This window comes from Chthonomonas sp., from assembly GCA_016788425.1.
In the GTDB taxonomy this organism is placed as follows: domain Bacteria; phylum Armatimonadota; class Fimbriimonadia; order Fimbriimonadales; family Fimbriimonadaceae; genus JAEURQ01.
On record JAEURQ010000003.1, the window covers coordinates 328,627 to 345,884 of the forward strand.

The following is a 17,258-nucleotide window of genomic DNA, read 5'->3' on the forward strand; positions in this document are numbered from 1 at the left end:
AGGAGCGCCAACATTTTGCAGTCTCAAAAACAAGGAAATCTCTTTCTGCTACTCGTCATCGTTCTGGCGGCCGTGTCCGGCTTCCTGTTCGTTGACAACAAGATCAGCAAGTTTCAGTACGGTCTGGACATTCAGGGCGGCGTACAGCTGACCTACCGGATGAAGACCGAAGAGCTGAAGAAGCAGCCGACTCCCGATGAACTCGCGGAGATGCAGCGCAACCTCTCGGACATCCTCGGCAACCGCGCCGGTCAGGCGCTCGGCGTAGTCGAAGCCACGGTCGGAACCAAGGGCACGGATAGCGTTTTTGTGGAGCTTCCGGGCTACACGAATGCCGACGAAGCGCGAAAGACGATGTCCACCACGGCGAGCATCAAGATGTATCACGCTCGCAGTGTCACGACCGAGCGCGACAATCTGCGACGGTACACCGAGGTTGATCGCACCGATGATGGAGGATCCTCACCGGCCGTCAACTTCGTGCAGAAGTCAACCGGCAAGGTGCTGACGCCAAAGGACCCCGAATACAAGACGATGATCGGCACTTGGGACCTGATCCTCGAAGGTTCGGATCTGCAAAAAGCGAGCGTCATGTTGCAAGGCAACGGCGCTCAACCTCAATTTAGGTTTAGTTCGGCCGGTGCGGCCAAGCTGGAAACCTGGTGCCGCAAGTTCCTCACGGGTGGCGAAAAGCTTGCGTTCGTTTTGGACGGTGTGGTGTTGAGCTGTAACCCGAAGGCCGAAGGCGAGATTCTGAACACGGAAGCCGTACTGCAAGGCAGCTATAGCCCTACTTACGCAGGCCAATTGATCAGCTTGCTCAACAGCGGTGCGCTTCCCGTCTCGCTGGAAGAAACCAGCAATCAAACGCTCGACCCGACGTTGGGCAAGGACGCGATGCAAAAGATGCTCTTCGCGGGCTTCATCAGCTTCGGCGTAATCGTGCTGTTTATGCTGTACTACTACGGCTTCCCGGGCGCGGTCGCGTTCGTGGCGCTGTTGCTCTACATCCTGTTTACGCTCACGGTGATGAAGCTCACCAGCACCACCTTCAGCCTCGCCGCGATCGCTGGTTTTATCCTGTCGATCGGGATGGCGGTGGACGCCAACATCCTGGTGTTCGAACGCATGAAGGAAGAAATGCGCGAAGGTCGTTCGCTGATGACCGCCGTGCAACTCGGCTTTAAGCGCGCCCTCACCGCGATCATCGACTCGAACGTGTGTACGATCATCACGTCCTCGTTCCTGGCGCTGTTCGGCACCGGCCTTGTTAAGGGCTTCGCCACATCGCTGATCATCGGGGTGTGTATCTCGCTGTTCACCGCGATTACGGTCACCCGCTCGCTGTTGGTGTTCTTCGTTGGGAGCGGCATTATCAAGTCCGAGAAGTTGCTTCTACCGCAGCGCAACTGGTTCGGCGAAAAGTTCGAAACCGAAGCCGCAACGAACCCGATTCCGATTGTTCGCAAGAGCAAGAAGTACTTCATCATCAGCATCATCTCCATCATCCCGGGACTGGTCATGCTGTTCATGGGCGGCCTCAAGCCGAACGTAGAATTCACGGGAGGCGTGGACGCGATCTACAAGGCCGGTGATTCGAACCGCGCGACCGTGCTGGCCAACCTCGAAAAGGGTGGTTACGCCGGCGCCAACGCCAAGTATCTGACCGCAGCTGGCCAAAAGCTGGTCTCGATCACGATTCCCGGCGTCAAGTCCGACGACCTCGGCGCGTACGACAAGATCGGCACCACCGCGAGTCTGGAAGCAACCGAGACCAAGTCGTTCACGGCGGTCGGTCCAACCCTGAAGAAGGAAGCGCTGGAAGCCGCCTACAAGTCCATCGGATTCAGTTCGCTGGCGATTGTTCTGTACCTATCGTTCCGCTTTGGCATTGCGCTGGGCGGCATCAAGAACGGCCTCAAGTTTGGCCTGTCCGCCATCGCCGCGCTGCTGCACGACATTCTGTTCGTCATCGGCATTGCCGCGATTGTCGGGAAGTTCATGGGCTGGGAAGTGTCGTCGCTGTTCGTCACGGCGATGCTGACCGTCATCGGCTTCTCGGTTCACGACACGATCGTCATCTTCGACCGGATTCGTGAGAACCTGCGCAAGCCGCAGCCGGGCGAAGACTTCATGCACCTGTGCGACCGCTCGATCTCGCAGTCGCTGGCGCGATCGCTCAACACGGCGGGAACGGTCATTGTCACCCTCATCATCATGATCGCGTTCGGCACGCCGACCATCGATCTGAAGTTCTTCTGTGTGACGATGCTCGCCGGGATCATCTCGGGTACGTACTCGTCGATCTTCAACGCCACGCCGATCCTGTACCTGTGGGATAAGGCGAACGAAAAGTCGAAGGGGCCGGCAGCAACGCTCATTCACCAGTCGACGGCGGAACTGGCCCGAGCTCGCGCGGCGGCCATGGCCACCACAGTGGGCGGCGGCGCGGTTCAGCCCGGCCAAGGTCAAGCGGGGCGCGGCTACGGCACGATCAAGCGCAAGAACGAAGTCGAAAAGAGCGAGCAAGAACTCGACTAATCGACCTCAAACCCCTTTGACTCGGAGCTTAAACGCCCGGGTCGAAGGGGTTTTTCTTCGCCAGCGGGGTCACCCGCAGGTACTCAAACTCCACTTCCGAGCCTTCGGCTTGAATCGCGATGCGTCCGCGGTTGGCGGTGCACTTGTTGCCGTCATTCACGAGGTCGCCGTTCACCCACACCCGCACGCGGCGGTCGCGACATTCAATCCGCATCACATTCCACTCGCCGAGCGGCTTTTCGCTGTCGTCGGTCAAGTTGACAATGCGGCGATTTTTGTCGCCATCCACGCCCCAAGATTCCTTCGGGCCGCGACGCGCGACCATGTCGGGCACGGTCACATCCTCGCCGATGCACCAAAAGTCGCCCGCGTTCTTGTGCATCATCTGCACTTCAAGGCTCTGCGGAAACATGCCGTACAGCCGACGCGGCTTGCTGGCGTGGACGAGCACGCCGCAGTTGCCCGGCTTGTCCGAAAATCGGTACTTCACTTCGAGCGTGTAATCCGCGAAGTTGGCTTTGGTGATAAGGTGGCCGCCGGGCGTGCCAAGGCTCACGAGTTTGCCATCGCGCACGATGAACGGCATCCGCGCCTTGCCATTGTTATCCAGGGCGGGCACGTCGGCAAACCAACCGTCGAGGTTCTTGCCGTTGAACAAGTTCACGGTTTGGGCGAAGCTGGAAGTGGCAGCCAAAGCGAGGAGCGGCAACACAAAGCGCATGTGCCAAGTATAGTTCTGATATGCGCGCATTTGGCTTGGCAGTGATGATTTTGGTGGCGAGCGTGGGCTCGGCGAAAGAATGGCAGAGCTTGTTTAACGGGAAAAATCTCGACGGGTGGACGCCGAAAATCAAAGGCTATCCGGCGGGCGACAACTTCGGCAAGACGTTCCGCGTGAACAAGGGCGTGATTCAGGTGGGTTACGAAGGCTACGGCGGAAAATTTGCCGACCGCTTCGGGCATCTGTTCTACAAGACCCCGTTTAGCCGCTACATCTTGCGGATGGAGTACCGATTCTTTGGCGACCAACTCCCCGATGGGCCGGGCTGGGCGTGGCGAAACTCGGGCGTGATGATCCACTCGCAGTCAGCGGATTCGATGGCGTTGAACCAAGACTTCCCGGTGAGCGCCGAAGTGCAGTTTCTCGGCGGGGCCGCGGAAGGCGATCGGCACACCGGCAACCTCTGCACGCCCGGAACCAACGTCGTGCGCGACGGCAAAATTTGGACGCCGCACTGCTGGGATTCGACCTCGCCGACTCTGCGCGGCGACGTGTGGGTGAAGGCCGAAGTGGAGGTTCATGGCAACGGCGCGGTGATTCACCGCATCAACGGCAAGGAGGTGATTCGCTACGAGCAGGTGCAGTACGACCCGAACGACGCCGACGCCAAACGCCTGGTTCCGGGCAAGAACTTGCAGATTTCGAGCGGCTACATCGCGCTCCAAAGCGAGAGTCACCCCATCGAGTTTCGGCGAATCGAGATTAAGCAGCTGCAGCCTTGAGCCACCTAGAGGAGTTTCGCCGCGCTCTGAACGAGGACGTGGTGGAGGCTAGTCGTTTGCTGCTGGGACTGACCATGGCCGTCGGCGAGCACCGCGCCAAGATCGTCGAGGCCGAAGCTTACGGCCCGACCGACCCCGGTTGCCACGCCTTCCGCGGAGAAACGCCGCGCTTGCGGGCGATGTTCGGCGCACCCGGGTTTGCCTATGTGTACTTCACCTATGGCAATCATTGGATGCTCAACGTGAGCGCCTTGCCCGAGGGCACGCCGGCGGCGATTCTTATTCGTGCGGCCCGCCCGTTAACCGATCCGGCCCCGCTTTACGCAAACCGCGCCAAAGCCAAGCGCGATCGAGATTTGCTCAGCGGCCCGGGCAAGCTCTGCGCCGCCTACGGCATTGATGCCCGGCACTACGGGCTGAACTTCTTTGACGCCGAATCTGAGATCCAGCTGCTCGCCGGAGAGCCCCCGGGCGACATCGTGGTCGGGACGCGAATTGGGCTTGCGCCGGGCAAGGGCGACGACTACCTGTGGCGATTTTGGGATCGCGCTGAGCAGGAGTACGTGTCGAGGCCGCTCACTTTTTCATGAACGGTCGCTCAAACAGCCAGTAGAACCCGAAGCACGTCGCGAGGATGATCGGCAGGCAAATCGCGAACAAGCCCTGGTACTCCGCAGCAAGGGGCTGCGAGCCTACCCGCGTGAGGTGCGCGTAAACCTGAAGTACAGGATGGTGCATGAGATAGAGCGAGTAGCTGAATACGCCCAACCCCACGAGCGGTCGCCAGGCGAGTCCCCACACCTCGCGCCGGGCCGCGCATCCGGCCCAAAGCAGGGCCGCGACGCCCGCGCCAAACACCAGGTTCGGGCCGATTTGCGACTTGGTGAGGCTACACCACCACGCCCCAGCCACCAACCCGATGAGAGCGGCCAAGCCGAACATCAGGGGCGAGCCCGGTCGAGGGCCGAACGCGCCCCGAGCCGCCATCATGCCGACGATAAACAGCGTGGCGTACCACGGGTACAGCTTGATGAGCTCGGGCCACACGAAGATGCTCACCGAAGCGAGGATCGCCACCAGCACCACGGCCCAGGCTTGTCGCCGCGCGAGCAACCACGCGAAAACCGGCACCGTAAAGTACAGCTGGAACTCGATGCCGATGCTCCACAGTACGCCGTTGATTTTATACATCCACTCCGGCGCGAGGTTGTGCACCAAAAACACGTGGCTCCAGATCGCGCCGCCGGTGACCGGAACATATTGGTTCCACGGCAACCCGGTGTGACGCGACGTGACCAGCCAGCAAACCAGCAAAGAGAGCGCGAGGCACGCGTAGTAGGGCGGCAAGATGCGCCGCATGCGCGCCAGGAAAAAACGCTTCGGCTCGGGGCAGGTTCCGCCAGCGGGATCTCGCCGGTACAGGCTCATCTGCATGCAGAATCCCGAGATGACAATGAACGCAGCGACCGCCATGTGGCCGTAGGCAAAGGGGGCCATGAATGCCTGCCACCAGGTCCCGTCGGCGCGCTTGCCGAGCGGGTCGGCCATGGTGCCAAAGTGGCCGATCACCACGTAGAGGGCGGCGAGTCCGCGCATTCCTTCGATGAATGCAAACCGGGTTCGCGTAGTGGGTGATCGTTCCATGAATTGGCCCATCGCCAAGATACCAGCCTCGGTGTGCCACAATCCGGACATATGGCTCGCTTCGAGATATCTAAGGACTACCTGGTCCGAATCCTCACCGACTTGCTGAACACCCCCAGCCCCACCGGATTTACGGAGTGGGCGGTCAGCTTAGTTGAGCTTGAGTTGAACTCGATGGGCATTGAGAATTTCCAAACGCGCAAAGGCGCGCTGGTGGCCTTTATGCAAGGCTTTGAGAGCACCGCGCCACGCGCCCTCACCGCGCACGTTGATACGCTCGGCGCGATGGTGAAGGAGATCAAGAGCAACGGTCGGCTGAAGCTGACCGCGCTCAACGGCGTCGAGTGGAACTCGGTGGAAAGCGAAGGCGTGCTCATTCACACGCGCGGCGGCAGCAGCTTCTCGGGTTCGATCGTGCTGGAAAACGGCGCCCTCCACGTGAATAAAGAGGTGCCCAAGGCTCCGCGCAACGCCGAAACCCTGGAAGTGCGCATTGACGAGCGCACCGCGACGGCTGAGGAAACTCGCTTGCTGGGCATCGAGGTGGGCGATTTTGTGACCTTCGAGCCGCGAGTGGAAGTCACTCCCTCCGGCTACATTCGATCGCGATTTTTGGACGACAAGGCCTGCGTGGCGTGTATCCTCGCGGCGCTGAAGTCGCTCACTGACGCCGGCATTACGCCGCTGCAACGTACGCACATTTTGTTTAGCAACTATGAGGAAGTCGGTCACGGCGGCATCGCCGGGCTGCCCGAGGACTTGGCCGAGTACGTGGTGCTCGACATGGCCTGCGTGGGCAACGGCCAAACCGGCGACGAGTATCACTGCTCGCTTTGCACCAAGGATTCCAGCGGGCCGTACAGCCGCGAGCTGGGTGACAAACTTTCCGACCTCGCCGAGCGCGCAGGCATCGATCTCAAGCGCGATATCTATCCTTACTACGGCAGCGATGGCAGCGCCTATTGGCGCGCCGGTGGCCAGGCTCAGGTGGCCCTGATTGGGCCTGGCGTGGACAGCAGCCACTGCTACGAGCGCACGCACATGGAGGCGCTGGTCTCCACCGCCGAGCTTGTCGCCGAGTATTTGATTAGCTAGGTCTAAAGAGTCGTTGGTTTTGGGCCAATATTTCTTCTCGGAACACTGTTCCGAAAGGGGATTTGAGCAAAGATGTCAACGACCAAGACCGGAGCGGGAGAAAAGGCGATCAGCATTAGCGCCGTGAGTAAGATCACGGCCATTGAAGTTTATACGCTTCGTTATTGGGAAACCGAGTTTCCGTCCTATCTCAATCCTCCCCGAACCCGCGGCGGCCAACGCCGTTATCGCCCCAACGATATCCAGAAAGTTTTCGTTCTCAAGCGGTTGCTTCGAGAACAGATGTTTAGCATCGCTGGTGCTAGAAAATACTTAGCTGATCAGTCAAAAGCCGCATAACCAGCTAAGACCATAGGTGCGCCCTCCGACTGAAGGGCGCATTTTTTTATGCCCGAAGCCCGACTTGGTCGCGCACGATGCGCAGACAAAAGGCGTAGTCGGCAAACCCGTTGCCGAGTGAGCGGTACGTCGCCGCCTCTTGATTGTACGGCTCGTGATCGAAGCTGCTGACGACAAAGTAGCTCTCTTGCCCTAAGCGGCAATAGGCTTCCAAGTTCTGCGGTGCTTCGTCGGGCGCGTGATGCAGAAACTGCGGAAACACGCCGACACCAAACAGGAGAAAATCGCCAAGATGGCGGTGCACTTCGCGCTCGCGAGCAAAGCTATCCGCGCGCTGCGCAATGTCGCCTTCGGCCAACAGCTCGGCGACTTCGCGCACCGGTCGCCCGGCGCGGTCGCGGATAAAGAAGATCTTGTCGCTATCGCTAAACTGCACGAGCAAATTTGTCAGGTAGTCAATGATCGGCTCTTGCTGCTGGCTGGCAACATGGCGCGTAACGGCGTCATCAATGAGGCCGCCAAGCCAAAGCTTGAGTTCACTACTGGGAGAAATCTTGTCGCCCATATCTGTCCTTATTCCTTATTTCTAACGAATCACGAAAAAGTTGAATTCTTCGCGGCGAAGAAGCTGCCGGCGAACATCCAAAATTTCTATTTCTAGACGCCGGTTTCCTACGGTGAGTTCCTCCGGCTGGATTGTCACGCCCCAATTCTCTCGCCCTTGGGCCATATGGATCACTTCGCCATCAAGTCGGAAGCGCGCCCATACCGCGCCATCCACCCGGCCCGGATCCACCGTCAGGCGGGTCGGCGCGCTGAGCGTCATGCCCGAGGTCGCGGCTTGCTTTGGCCCGCTAATGGCCATCGAGTCATCATAGTCGGTGGTGCTGCTAAGGAAGTAGCCGCTCGCCGTGGCATCTTGGTAGGCGGCCCGAACGAGCGGTTCCACCGTGACTCGGTAGTCGTTATTCACGCGGTGCTTAAGCTCCAAGTTGTTGGTGTTAAAGTAGTTAATCGCCTTGACCCGCGGGAAGCGGCTCGGCAAGTCGTGATACAGGTTGAGAATGTTGTTCACCGCAAAGTTGATTGCGGCATTTTCTTCCATTGCGGAATAGTGGGTGGTCGCGTATTCGCCAATCATGATCGGCTTGGTTGCCGAATAGCGATCGTAAATCCACTGCAACATTTCTTGCGGGGTTTTGTCAATCGCGGGTGTCCGATCATTCTGATTGTAGTAAGTGACGCTATACATGTTCACCCCTACCCAGTCCACGGCGTCATCGCCGGGATAGTATTCAGGAATGGTGCGAACCGGCTGAAAATATGGACACCACACCATCGCCACGTTTGGCGCGTATTTGTGCATCAATCGAGCGACCAAGCGGAACTTTTCCCGGTACTTTCGCGGGTTGCCATGATAGCGAACCCAGGGTCCATTCATCTCGCTGGCAAACCGGATAAAGATCTTCGCATCAATGGAGCCCATGTCTTTGGCCAAGCTCGTGAGATACTCGTCTTCTTGCACTTCATCGAGTCCGCCGTTGGGCTCTAACGCGATATGAATGTAGCGATCTTCGTCGGCCAGTTTCGTGATCCAATCAAACGGAAATTCGCGACCATAACCCATGTAGAAAAAGTACATGCCGTGCTTTTTTCCCACGACTTTCTCGAATTCGCTGGGAAGTTTGTGAACGCGGCGGCCATCGGCGCACATGTACTTCAGTTGCAAACTCGGGTCGAGATCAATGTACGCGCCGAGGATGCAGCCGGTCGCAGGTTCGTGGGTCGCCAGGCTTTTCGTGGGCTTGGCGCCGGTGGTCATGCTGAACTGCATCGGCGGCACTTGGCTCTGCGCCTCGATGATCAGCGAGCGATACCACGCAAACGGGATGATGACGAGCGCGCAATAGCCGAGCGTGCACAAAAGCACCGCCCACGCGCGGCGGCTCATGCCGACTCGTGGGCGATGCATTAGCACCTTCAAAACTCGCTCGGAAAAGCTCAACTGCACCCCTGTGAATTATCGGAACGCGGGCTTAGAATTTGAACTCAGGCGGCTCGCTTTTTGCCAGTTTTGGCAATCCTTTTAGGCCGAGCTTCTTCATGATTGGCTGTTCGGCCATCACGACCGTGCTTCCTTCGGCAAGAATCTCGGTGGTTGGCGCGACGACGGCAAACTCGCGCGAGCGCTTTGCGCCGAATTTGCGGATGAATTCGCCAAACTGGTCGCTGAGAATCGGCACCGTGGCATCGAATTCCCATGCCTTTTCCTTGTCGCGGCACCATGCCCACAGCTGCGCTTCTTCGGCTTGCACCAGCGCCGCCACTCGCAGGCCCGGGTTTTCTTGGCGGAGCCATCGCAACTGGCCGATGGTTTCAGGCGCTTCGCTATCGTCGGGCGAGAGAAACACGACCACGACATGGCCGCCTTTGGTCAGGTCAAACAGTGAGTAGTGGTTGCCGTCATAGCTCTTGCCGCGGAACCGGGGCGCGGGGTTTTTGAGCTCGCTTTGCGGGGCACAGCCAGCCAATAGCGCGGCTACAACCAGGAGACTAAGGGGAGAGTTTTTCATGTCGTTGAAGCTCCCACGCAAGAATTCCCCATCCCAAAATTAAACATACGCCGCCGATGGGCGTAACCGCCCCGACCCATCGCAACTGCGTCAGCACTAGGGCGTAGAGCGACCCGCCGAACACGGCGATGCCGACCACAAACAGCCAGCCGACGCGTCGAAACCGGTCGCTGAGCGAACTCAATCCAAGCGCAACAAGCGCTACCGCGTGGATCAGGTGATAACGCACGCCGGTTTCGAAAACTTGGAGGTCGCTCGGCGAGAGCCGATCGCGCAACGCGTGGGCGCCGAATGCCCCCAAGGCAACCGCGAGCATGGCTAGCCAGGCACCGATGATGGCGAACTTGCGCACGGCATCATCGTACCCGCGAGGCGGATTACAGGGCCGAAATGCGGCTGAACTCGCTTCCCAAGATGACCTGGCTTTCCGCGCCCATCCAATCTTCTAGGGCGGTCGCGTAGACCTGCCGGAAGTCAATGCTGAACTTCAGGTCGCCATCCTCCAGATCGGTCAGGTTCGGAATCGGGCCGTACATGCCGCCCTTCACCTTCTTGCCGATCAGGAACATCGGAGCCGCTGCACCGTGGTCGGTGCCGCCGCTCGCATTTTCATAGGAGCGTCGTCCGAACTCGGAGAACACCAGGACCATCACGCGATCGGCGATGCCGAGCGCCTCGATTTCGTCTTGGAATGCGCCGATAGCTTGGCTAAATCCACCAAGTAGCTTCTCATGGGATTCGGCTTGCCGGGCGTGGGTATCGAATCCGCCGGTGCTAAAGTACACGACGCGGGTTTGCGCCGAGGTCGCGAGGAGCTTGGCAATTTGCTTAAAGCCGTTGCCGAACGGGCCCTCGCCGTAGTTGCCCTTCGGGTCGAAGCCCTTCAGCTTGTCGCGGAGAATGCCCATGGCATCGAACGCGGAGTTGTTTGCCTGCTGAATGATCTTCGCATTGGCGTCGGTCGCGCCAGTCTGAATCTGTCGCAGAAGCTTTTCCATGTCGGGGTCGCCGACCATGTTTTGAATGTCCGCGAGCGAGGCGAAACAGGGAATGGAGGCCTTGTCGGCGACCAGCGCGCGCGGCTTTTCGGTGCTCAAACCGAGCCCGATGACCGGGTTCAGCGGGCCGCTGCTCAGCATCGCATCAAAGTAGCGTCCCAACCAACCGTTGGTGTACTTCAGTTCGGGGCTGGCGGCATGCCAAATGTCCATGCTCTTAAAGTGCGAGCGATTCGATTTGGGATAGCCGACGTTTTGGATGATCGCGACGCGACCCGATTGGTACAGCTTGTGGAACGCCGCCATCGAGGGGTGCAGGCCCACCTTTTCGTTGATCTTCAGCACCTTGTCGTCGGCAATGCCGAGCGTCGGGCGAAGCTTCATGTAGTTGGAATCGCTATAAGGGATGACGGTATTCAGGCCATCGTTACCGCCGCTTAGCTGGCAGACCACAAGGATCGTATCCTTGGCGCCTTTGCCGCCCTTCGCTTGCCGAACCATATCGGTGGCGGTGACAGCGGAGAGCCATTGCGGAGCCATCAGACCCACGGCAATCATGCTGCCAGATTTCATGGCGTCACGTCGACTAATCAGCGTACTCATAGCGTTATCAACCTAAGTGCCTAAAGATACGGACCGGCCAAGTGATTGTTCACTCCCGGGGTAGGCTTTCCCGTACTTTAGCATGGATTCTCGGCGACTCGGACAAATCTCCGCACTCTCCTTAACCGTTCTCACGTTGGCGGTGTTTGGGGCGAGTCGGAACACGGGCGCCGAATCGCAAGTGCGCGGATTTATCGAAGCCGCTTTCCGCGGGGAGGGGCAAGACGCCGAGCGCTACCTCACAAATCTCTACGATCCTGGTTCTGCGCAAACACTGTACGGTCAAATTCAGCAACTGTTTGGCACCCGCGCCACCATTCGCAAGATTGATTACATTGGGTCGCGGGCGGAGGTTTTGGTGAGTTTCGACATGCCGATGGGCGGCACCTATCATCAAATTTTTGTCCTCAAGCGCACGAATCGGGGTTGGCGAATTGACCCGCACGACACGGTCCATTTCATCGATGGACAACTCTGAGGTTTAATCTCAGCATGAAACGAGCAGGGCGCATCCACTGGCTCACCATCACCAGCACGATCGCCACGCTTGCCGTGGTCGGCATCTTGTTCATGGGCAAGGAAACCCCCGAGCAGGCTTGTCAGCGATTTTTGGTGGCCCTGGCCAAGCAAGACGTTCCGGCCCTCACCGACCTCACCTACATGGAAGACGCCAAGCCGGAAGAGATTTCCGCCGCCTGGAAGAAGACGGTCACGGTCTCCGCACCCTACTTTAGGTTCGCTTGGAAGTTCAAGCGCTCGTCGCAACCCGAGCCAAACCGCGCGAGTGTTGACCTTTCGTGGGTGAAAAACGCCGATTCGCCGAGCGCGTACGAAGAGAACTATGGCATTCCGATGGAGAAGGTGGACGGTCGCTGGAAGGTGGATGTCCGGGCGATTACGGCGGACTTTTACCCCGGGCTCCCGCGCTAGTGCCCGACCTCAACTTGCCGGTGGCCGCGTTCGCCACGGCCATTCCGCGTGTGCAAATCGGCACGTCGCTTGAACGGGCTTGCACGCTGTTGCAACATCACGATTGCGCGTTCCTGGTTGTGCTCAACGGCCCCTTGTTTGTCGGCGTGCTACCTGCCCACGCGTTGCTGACGTTGGCTGACGGCACTCCGGGCGAGGCCGCGGTGGACGACTTTGTACAGGCGATTGCGTCGCTCAGCCCGCTGTCGTCGGGCGCGGAAGCCTTGCGGTTGGTGGCGGACTCGCCGCTCGGCGCGGCGGTGATTCTCAACGAAGAAGGCATGTTTGGCGGGGTGGTGACCATCGCCTCGCTGCTCCACGATCGCAGCCATCCGACGGTCGAACTCGGGCCGGTTGGCGGCATGGCCACGCCGCTCGGCGTGTATCTGACCGACGGCACGCATCAGGCGGGGCCACGACCGTGGGGGCTGATGCTGACCGGCGCCGGGCTGTTTTTGTTGCTGAGCCTCTGCAACGCCGCGACGATTCCGCTTCTCAACCGCCTCAACGATACGCGCCTGACGCCGGGTCTGACGGAAGGATTGGTCGGCCTTGTGGTGGTGCTGCTTTTTCTCATCGGCATGCGATTGCTGCCGATCGCGGGGACGCATGCCGCCGAGCACATGGTCGTTCATGCGCTCGAACGGCAAGAGCCGCTCACCCTGGAAACCGTGCGCCGCATGCCGCGCGTCCACCCTCGGTGCGGCACCAACTTCGCGTCGGCGGCGATGCTGTTTGGCGCGGTCTACGGCATTCCTTGGGGGCCGCCCGAAGAGGTTCGCTTGACCCTCGGCCTGCTGGTGACTCTGTTCTTTTGGCGCACATTCGGCTCGTTTGTGCAGCTCAATTTCACGACGCGGCCACCGACCGATCGCCAGATTCTGGGCGCGATTCGCAGCGGCCAGGAACTCGTTCAGGCGCACCTTCGCGATCCGGCATCATTCGTCAGCCCGTGGCGGCGCATTTGGAACAGCGGTCTGCTCCACGTGATGGCGGGCAGCACTTCGATGCTCGGGGTGGTTTATGGCATCGGGCAGGTCTTTCCCGACGTTCTTATCCTCTTGAGGTAAACTCGCAGACGTGAATCCCACCGGACTTTATAACGCGGTTCTCGGCCTTGCGCTTGTGCTCTCGGTCGCGTTCATCGCGCTTATCTATTTCACGGGGAAGGGCGACGCAATGTCGGGTAGCGGTTCCATTCGCACCACCTTCAAAGGCAAGGCGAGTGTCGAAGACCAAATTTCGCGCCTCACCTACATCATGGCTTTCGTGTTTGTCAGCCTGATGGTGGTGCTCGATGTGCTGGCCACGAAGGCTTTTAAGTAAGGCTATCCTGCACTTCCTCCACACCAACGATTTTCACGGCACTCTCAATTCTGAGCGTGCCGCTTTCATTGATGGGTTGCGCCGACCGGAGACGCTGTACCTCGATTCCGGCGACTGCATTAAGGCGGGCAACCTCGCGATCCCGCTGAAGCCTGAGGCCTGCTGGCCGCTTCTCGCGGAGGCTGGTTGCGACTTCGGCACCCTGGGAAACCGCGAAACCCATTTACGCGGCGGGCCGATGCACGACAAACTTCTCGGCGTGGAGCACGAGCTGGTCGTCGCCAACATTCGTCGCCGGGATAACGCGCCGATCGACTTGCCTCTCTCCCCGGGGGTTGCGTTCGAGTTCGAAGGCGTGAACGTCGGAATCTTTGGCGTGATGGTGCCCATGGTCACCAGCCGCATGGCCGTCGCGCCGCTGAGCGAGTACATCTGGGAGGACCCGATACGGACGGCCCGCGAGATGGTCGCCAAATTCCGGTCGCAAGTGGACTTGCTCATCGCGATCACCCACATCGGCATCAGTCAAGATCGCCGTTTGGCCGAGGAATGCCCCGAACTCGACGCGATCTTTGGCGGGCATTCGCATACCGTGCTGGAGCAGCCCGAAATGGTGGGCTCGGTCGCGATCATGCAAGGCGGTTCGCATGGCCGGTTTGTTGGCAGTTACGAGTGGGCTAATGGCACTTGGAGCGGCGGGCTCATTCCGCTTCCCGCGGCTAAAAGGTAGGCTCAAGGCATGACCACACTGACCTGGCGCGGCGGCCTGCACTTTGAGGCGTTGCCCCCGAGCGGAAGCCCGCTTCACATGGATGCATATCCCGATTCCGGCGGCGAAGGCCACGGCCCGACGCCGCTCGAAGCGTTCCTCAGCGCGCTCGCCGCGTGCTCGGCGATGGACGTGATCTCGATCATGCAAAAAAAGCAGCAGCGGGTGACGAGCTACCGCGTGGAGATTGATGGCGTGCGCGGCCCGGAAGGAGTGTTCCCTCGGCCCTACGCCAGCATCACGGTGCGGCACATCGTCAGCGGCGAAAACATTGACATGGCCGCGTTGCAACGTTCGGTGCAGCTGAGCGAGGAGAAGTATTGCGCCGTGCTCGCGACTTTGCGCGAATCGCCGGCGGTTCACGCCGAGTGCGTGGTCGAGTAACGGACTAGGTTAGGTGGGCCTTTGCGCCCACGGCTAGGAAAAAAGTACGTATGAAGTTTTCGATGCAAAGGTTGTTTGGTCTGGCGGCGTTGGCCGCCGCGTGCTTGGCGGGAGCGCAAACTCTCACGCTTGAGGAGGCGTTGCAAATGGCGCGCCAACGCAACGGCGATATCCGAGCTGCGGAAGCGCAGGTGCAAGGCGCCGAGGCGCAGGTGCGGGTCGCGCGGAGCGCGTTCTTGCCGAACCTCAATGCCACCGCTGAGTGGTCCGCGAGCTCCTCGCGCACCTACACCGGGCAGTTCAGCACGGCGGGTCGCAACAGCAGCACGGGCACGGCGGCCGGACTCGACGCGAGTTTTCGATTGCTGGATAACGGGGCGCGGCGCAACAATCTGCGCGGCGCCGAAGCCGACGCTCGCGGCACGGTGGCGAGCACTCGCCAGACGTTGCGGACCACGCTTTTTTCGGTGGTCAACCAATTTTTCGATGCGTTGCGCGCGCAAGAACTGATTCGGGTTTACACGCAGCAAGAGGCCCGCGCGAAGCAGCAATACGATTTCACGGTGAAACGCGAGGAGGTCGGCGCGGGCGCCCGCAAAGACATTTTGCAGGCCGAGGCCGATTATCTCAACGCGCAAACCAACGTGCTGATCGGCACCAATACGCTGACCAACGCGACGGCCAGCCTCGGCGCGACGATAGGTTGGGATCGCGAGGACGACCTTCCGGCGCTCGACAACAGCGGAAAGCCCGGCCCGGTCCGCGGCGACCTGGACCTGCGCGCCTTGACTGACTACGCGCTCAAGTCGCGGCCCGACCTGCTGGCGGCTCGCGAACGGGTTCGCAGCGTCGATGCGAACCTGGCCAACGCCAAACTGAACCGAGGCGTGCAGTGGGCAGTGGATGTCCGCGGCAACCGAAGCTTTGCCCGCGAGGTCAGCGACAGCGCGGCGCTGGTTGTGTCGGCGACGGTGCCGCTGTTCGACGGATTCTCCACCCGGTCGCTCGTCCAGGTGCAGGAAGCCAATCGCCTCGCCTTGCTGGAGAGCCTTAAGCAGCAAGAGCGATCGGTGCGCGCGGAAGTGGAAGCCGCCGCGAAAGCCCATGCTCAGAACCGGCTGGTGCTCCGTTCGGCCGAGCTTGCGCTGCGAGCCGCCGAGCAGAACTACGATGTGGCGGTGAAGGCGCAGGCGTTCGGAAAGTTCAACATTTTGGAGATTCAGAGCGCGCAGGTGAGCCTGGCCACGGCTGAATCGAACTACGTCACGGCCTCGTATGACACGTTGATCAGCGACATTCGCCTTTCGCTTGTGCTCGGCGAGCCGCTGCCTGGAGAAGCTTCACGCCCATGAACCCCGTTTGCAGCGTCCGCGGACTCACCAAAACTTACACCATGGGCGACAACGTAATCCGCGCCCTCCGGGGGGTGGATATTGACCTGTTCCCGGGCGAAATGGTCGCCATTATGGGGCCGAGCGGCAGCGGAAAATCGACCTTCATGAACATGCTCGGGTGCCTCGACCGGCCGACCGCGGGCGAGTACTTGATTGACGGCCGCAACGTCGCCAACCTCAGCGACAACGAGCTGGCCGAAATCCGCAACAAGTACATCGGGTTTGTGTTCCAAAACTTCCAGCTTTTGGCCCGCACCAGCGCGCTGGACAATGTGGCCCTGCCCTTGGTTTATGCCAACAAAAGGAACCGCGCCGAGCTGGCGACCCGCGCTCTCGAGCGCGTCGGCCTCGGCGGGCGACTCGATCACCAGCCGAACCAGCTTTCCGGCGGTCAGCAGCAGCGTGTGGCGGTGGCTCGGGCGATCGTGAACGAGCCCTCGATTGTGCTCGGCGACGAGCCTACGGGGAACCTCGACTCGCGGACGAGCGAGGAGATCATGGCGCTGTTTCAGGACCTCCACAAATCCGGAACGACCGTGATTCTGGTCACCCACGAAGAAGACATCGCCCAGCACTGCAACCGGATTATCCGGTTCCGCGATGGCCTGGTGCAGATTGATGAACGGGTGGAGAAGCCGATCAACGCGCAGGAAGTGCTGGCGAGCATGCCGGACCCCGACGCGGTCGCCGCGACTTAAACGTAGGTGCTCATCCGAAGGAGGATCTTCGGCGAGATGGGACGCGGGAGACGCGCGAAAAGGAAGTCTGGCCAACCGGCCATAAAGTCCAGGTCGTATCCCGGCGGCTCGGCGATGAGAATCAGTTTTACATGGCGGGCGACGTCGTGCGCCATTTTGGCGTGGGCGAACGCCTCGTACCCCGCAATCTTGTGCGCGTCTTTTAGGGTGGCCAAGATGTCCACAAACATCAGGTCAGTGCCCTCGCTGGCGTTGAGGCCCTCTTCCCAATTTTCGAACACTTCGAGTTTGCCAATGCGCTCAAAGGCATCCTGAGCGGCTTTCACCACCTCGGGATCCTTGCTGATCAGCAGGAAGCGCATCTCCATAGTCTACATTCAGGACGTCTGATTCGAACCCGGTGCCGCATGACCTAGTATTTT

At 60.1% G+C, this 17,258-nt stretch carries 21 protein-coding genes; 13 read left to right on the plus strand and 8 right to left on the minus strand.

What is annotated here, in order from left to right; genetic code table 11:
• Window positions 1-15: 15 nt before the first annotated feature.
• Complete coding sequence (secD, locus tag JNJ45_08840) at window positions 16-2,541, plus strand: protein translocase subunit SecD (protein MBL8048775.1); 2,526 nt, start codon at window positions 16-18, stop codon at window positions 2,539-2,541.
• Between the two features lie 28 nt (window positions 2,542-2,569).
• On the opposite strand, the gene JNJ45_08845 is transcribed toward secD, so the two are convergent.
• Window positions 2,570-3,262 carry a DUF1080 domain-containing protein gene (locus tag JNJ45_08845; GenBank protein MBL8048776.1) on the minus strand — a complete coding sequence of 231 codons (693 nt, stop codon included), beginning with the start codon at window positions 3,260-3,262 and terminating at the stop codon, window positions 2,570-2,572.
• A 20-nt stretch (window positions 3,263-3,282) separates the two neighbouring features.
• Here JNJ45_08845 and JNJ45_08850 point away from each other — a divergent pair, with 20 nt between their 5' ends.
• Both JNJ45_08850 and JNJ45_08855 read left to right on the plus strand, forming a co-directional pair.
• Window positions 3,283-4,044, plus strand: a complete 762-nt coding sequence (locus tag JNJ45_08850) for a DUF1080 domain-containing protein (protein MBL8048777.1) — start codon at window positions 3,283-3,285, stop codon at window positions 4,042-4,044.
• Complete coding sequence (locus tag JNJ45_08855; GenBank protein MBL8048778.1) at window positions 4,041-4,634, plus strand: DNA-3-methyladenine glycosylase; 594 nt, start codon at window positions 4,041-4,043, stop codon at window positions 4,632-4,634. Before JNJ45_08850 ends, JNJ45_08855 begins: the two co-directional genes overlap by 4 nt.
• Here JNJ45_08855 and JNJ45_08860 read toward each other — a convergent pair.
• Window positions 4,621-5,739 carry an acyltransferase gene (locus tag JNJ45_08860; GenBank protein ID MBL8048779.1) on the minus strand — a complete coding sequence of 373 codons (1,119 nt, stop codon included), beginning with the start codon at window positions 5,737-5,739 and terminating at the stop codon, window positions 4,621-4,623. The genes JNJ45_08855 and JNJ45_08860 overlap by 14 nt on opposite strands.
• Here JNJ45_08860 and JNJ45_08865 point away from each other — a divergent pair, their 5' ends adjacent.
• Window positions 5,740-6,783 carry a M42 family metallopeptidase gene (locus JNJ45_08865; GenBank protein ID MBL8048780.1) on the plus strand — a complete coding sequence of 348 codons (1,044 nt, stop codon included), beginning with the start codon at window positions 5,740-5,742 and terminating at the stop codon, window positions 6,781-6,783.
• A gap of 123 nt (window positions 6,784-6,906) precedes the next feature.
• Window positions 6,907-7,122, plus strand: coding sequence for a MerR family transcriptional regulator (locus JNJ45_08870; GenBank protein MBL8048781.1), 216 nt, complete (start codon window positions 6,907-6,909; stop codon window positions 7,120-7,122).
• Window positions 7,123-7,168: 46 nt separating this feature from the next.
• On the opposite strand, the gene JNJ45_08875 is transcribed toward JNJ45_08870, so the two are convergent.
• The 5 genes from JNJ45_08875 to JNJ45_08895 form a co-directional block, all read right to left on the minus strand.
• Window positions 7,169-7,687 (minus strand): hypothetical protein, encoded by a 519-nt coding sequence (locus tag JNJ45_08875; GenBank protein MBL8048782.1) that lies wholly within the window; start codon window positions 7,685-7,687, stop codon window positions 7,169-7,171.
• A 21-nt stretch (window positions 7,688-7,708) separates the two neighbouring features.
• Window positions 7,709-9,094, minus strand: a complete 1,386-nt coding sequence (locus JNJ45_08880; GenBank protein MBL8048783.1) for a hypothetical protein — start codon at window positions 9,092-9,094, stop codon at window positions 7,709-7,711.
• Window positions 9,095-9,158: 64 nt separating this feature from the next.
• Window positions 9,159-9,695, minus strand: coding sequence for a redoxin domain-containing protein (locus JNJ45_08885; GenBank protein MBL8048784.1), 537 nt, complete (start codon window positions 9,693-9,695; stop codon window positions 9,159-9,161).
• A complete protein-coding gene (locus JNJ45_08890; GenBank protein ID MBL8048785.1) occupies window positions 9,676-10,011 on the minus strand; it encodes a DUF423 domain-containing protein in 336 nt (111 codons plus the stop codon). Before JNJ45_08890 ends, JNJ45_08885 begins: the two co-directional genes overlap by 20 nt.
• A 61-nt stretch (window positions 10,012-10,072) precedes the next feature.
• Window positions 10,073-11,296 carry a DUF1501 domain-containing protein gene (locus JNJ45_08895; GenBank protein ID MBL8048786.1) on the minus strand — a complete coding sequence of 408 codons (1,224 nt, stop codon included), beginning with the start codon at window positions 11,294-11,296 and terminating at the stop codon, window positions 10,073-10,075.
• Between the two features lie 82 nt (window positions 11,297-11,378).
• On the opposite strand from JNJ45_08895, the gene JNJ45_08900 reads away from it, so the two are divergent.
• The 8 genes from JNJ45_08900 to JNJ45_08935 all read left to right on the plus strand — a co-directional run bounded on the left by JNJ45_08900 (window position 11,379) and on the right by JNJ45_08935 (window position 16,836).
• Entirely contained in the window at window positions 11,379-11,774 is a 396-nt protein-coding gene (locus JNJ45_08900; GenBank protein ID MBL8048787.1) for a hypothetical protein, read from the plus strand.
• A 14-nt stretch (window positions 11,775-11,788) separates the two neighbouring features.
• Window positions 11,789-12,226: a hypothetical protein gene (locus JNJ45_08905; GenBank protein ID MBL8048788.1), complete on the plus strand. Its 438-nt coding sequence runs from the start codon at window positions 11,789-11,791 to the stop codon at window positions 12,224-12,226.
• The gene (locus JNJ45_08910) at window positions 12,226-13,335 is read left to right on the plus strand and encodes a DUF1385 domain-containing protein (GenBank protein ID MBL8048789.1); all 1,110 of its coding nucleotides are present in this window, start codon (window positions 12,226-12,228) and stop codon (window positions 13,333-13,335) included. Before JNJ45_08905 ends, JNJ45_08910 begins: the two co-directional genes overlap by 1 nt.
• A gap of 10 nt (window positions 13,336-13,345) precedes the next feature.
• Entirely contained in the window at window positions 13,346-13,591 is a 246-nt protein-coding gene (locus tag JNJ45_08915; protein ID MBL8048790.1) for a preprotein translocase subunit SecG, read from the plus strand.
• A 76-nt stretch (window positions 13,592-13,667) separates the two neighbouring features.
• The gene (locus JNJ45_08920; GenBank protein MBL8048791.1) at window positions 13,668-14,321 is read left to right on the plus strand and encodes a hypothetical protein; all 654 of its coding nucleotides are present in this window, start codon (window positions 13,668-13,670) and stop codon (window positions 14,319-14,321) included.
• A gap of 9 nt (window positions 14,322-14,330) precedes the next feature.
• Complete coding sequence (locus JNJ45_08925) at window positions 14,331-14,744, plus strand: OsmC family protein (protein ID MBL8048792.1); 414 nt, start codon at window positions 14,331-14,333, stop codon at window positions 14,742-14,744.
• A 62-nt stretch (window positions 14,745-14,806) separates the two neighbouring features.
• Window positions 14,807-16,096 carry a TolC family protein gene (locus tag JNJ45_08930; GenBank protein ID MBL8048793.1) on the plus strand — a complete coding sequence of 430 codons (1,290 nt, stop codon included), beginning with the start codon at window positions 14,807-14,809 and terminating at the stop codon, window positions 16,094-16,096.
• A complete protein-coding gene (locus tag JNJ45_08935; protein ID MBL8048794.1) occupies window positions 16,093-16,836 on the plus strand; it encodes an ABC transporter ATP-binding protein in 744 nt (247 codons plus the stop codon). Before JNJ45_08930 ends, JNJ45_08935 begins: the two co-directional genes overlap by 4 nt.
• Here JNJ45_08935 and JNJ45_08940 read toward each other — a convergent pair.
• A complete protein-coding gene (locus JNJ45_08940) occupies window positions 16,833-17,204 on the minus strand; it encodes a hypothetical protein (GenBank protein MBL8048795.1) in 372 nt (123 codons plus the stop codon). The genes JNJ45_08935 and JNJ45_08940 overlap by 4 nt on opposite strands.
• Window positions 17,205-17,258 lie beyond the last annotated feature (54 nt).

Coding starts and splice junctions, on each gene's coding strand:
- JNJ45_08885 (MBL8048784.1), bottom strand. CDS start 9,695: ATGAAAAACTCTCCCCTTAGTCTCCTGGTTGTAGCCGCGCTATTGGCT.
- JNJ45_08900 (MBL8048787.1), top strand. CDS start 11,379: ATGGATTCTCGGCGACTCGGACAAATCTCCGCACTCTCCTTAACCGTT.
- JNJ45_08935 (MBL8048794.1), top strand. CDS start 16,093: ATGAACCCCGTTTGCAGCGTCCGCGGACTCACCAAAACTTACACCATG.
- JNJ45_08850 (MBL8048777.1), top strand. CDS start 3,283: ATGCGCGCATTTGGCTTGGCAGTGATGATTTTGGTGGCGAGCGTGGGC.
- JNJ45_08860 (MBL8048779.1), bottom strand. CDS start 5,739: ATGTCCGGATTGTGGCACACCGAGGCTGGTATCTTGGCGATGGGCCAA.
- JNJ45_08845 (MBL8048776.1), bottom strand. CDS start 3,262: ATGCGCTTTGTGTTGCCGCTCCTCGCTTTGGCTGCCACTTCCAGCTTC.
- JNJ45_08905 (MBL8048788.1), top strand. CDS start 11,789: ATGAAACGAGCAGGGCGCATCCACTGGCTCACCATCACCAGCACGATC.
- JNJ45_08940 (MBL8048795.1), bottom strand. CDS start 17,204: ATGGAGATGCGCTTCCTGCTGATCAGCAAGGATCCCGAGGTGGTGAAA.
- JNJ45_08865 (MBL8048780.1), top strand. CDS start 5,740: ATGGCTCGCTTCGAGATATCTAAGGACTACCTGGTCCGAATCCTCACC.
- JNJ45_08890 (MBL8048785.1), bottom strand. CDS start 10,011: ATGCTCGCGGTTGCCTTGGGGGCATTCGGCGCCCACGCGTTGCGCGAT.
- JNJ45_08895 (MBL8048786.1), bottom strand. CDS start 11,296: ATGAGTACGCTGATTAGTCGACGTGACGCCATGAAATCTGGCAGCATG.
- JNJ45_08930 (MBL8048793.1), top strand. CDS start 14,807: ATGCAAAGGTTGTTTGGTCTGGCGGCGTTGGCCGCCGCGTGCTTGGCG.
- JNJ45_08880 (MBL8048783.1), bottom strand. CDS start 9,094: ATGCATCGCCCACGAGTCGGCATGAGCCGCCGCGCGTGGGCGGTGCTT.
- JNJ45_08925 (MBL8048792.1), top strand. CDS start 14,331: ATGACCACACTGACCTGGCGCGGCGGCCTGCACTTTGAGGCGTTGCCC.
- JNJ45_08875 (MBL8048782.1), bottom strand. CDS start 7,687: ATGGGCGACAAGATTTCTCCCAGTAGTGAACTCAAGCTTTGGCTTGGC.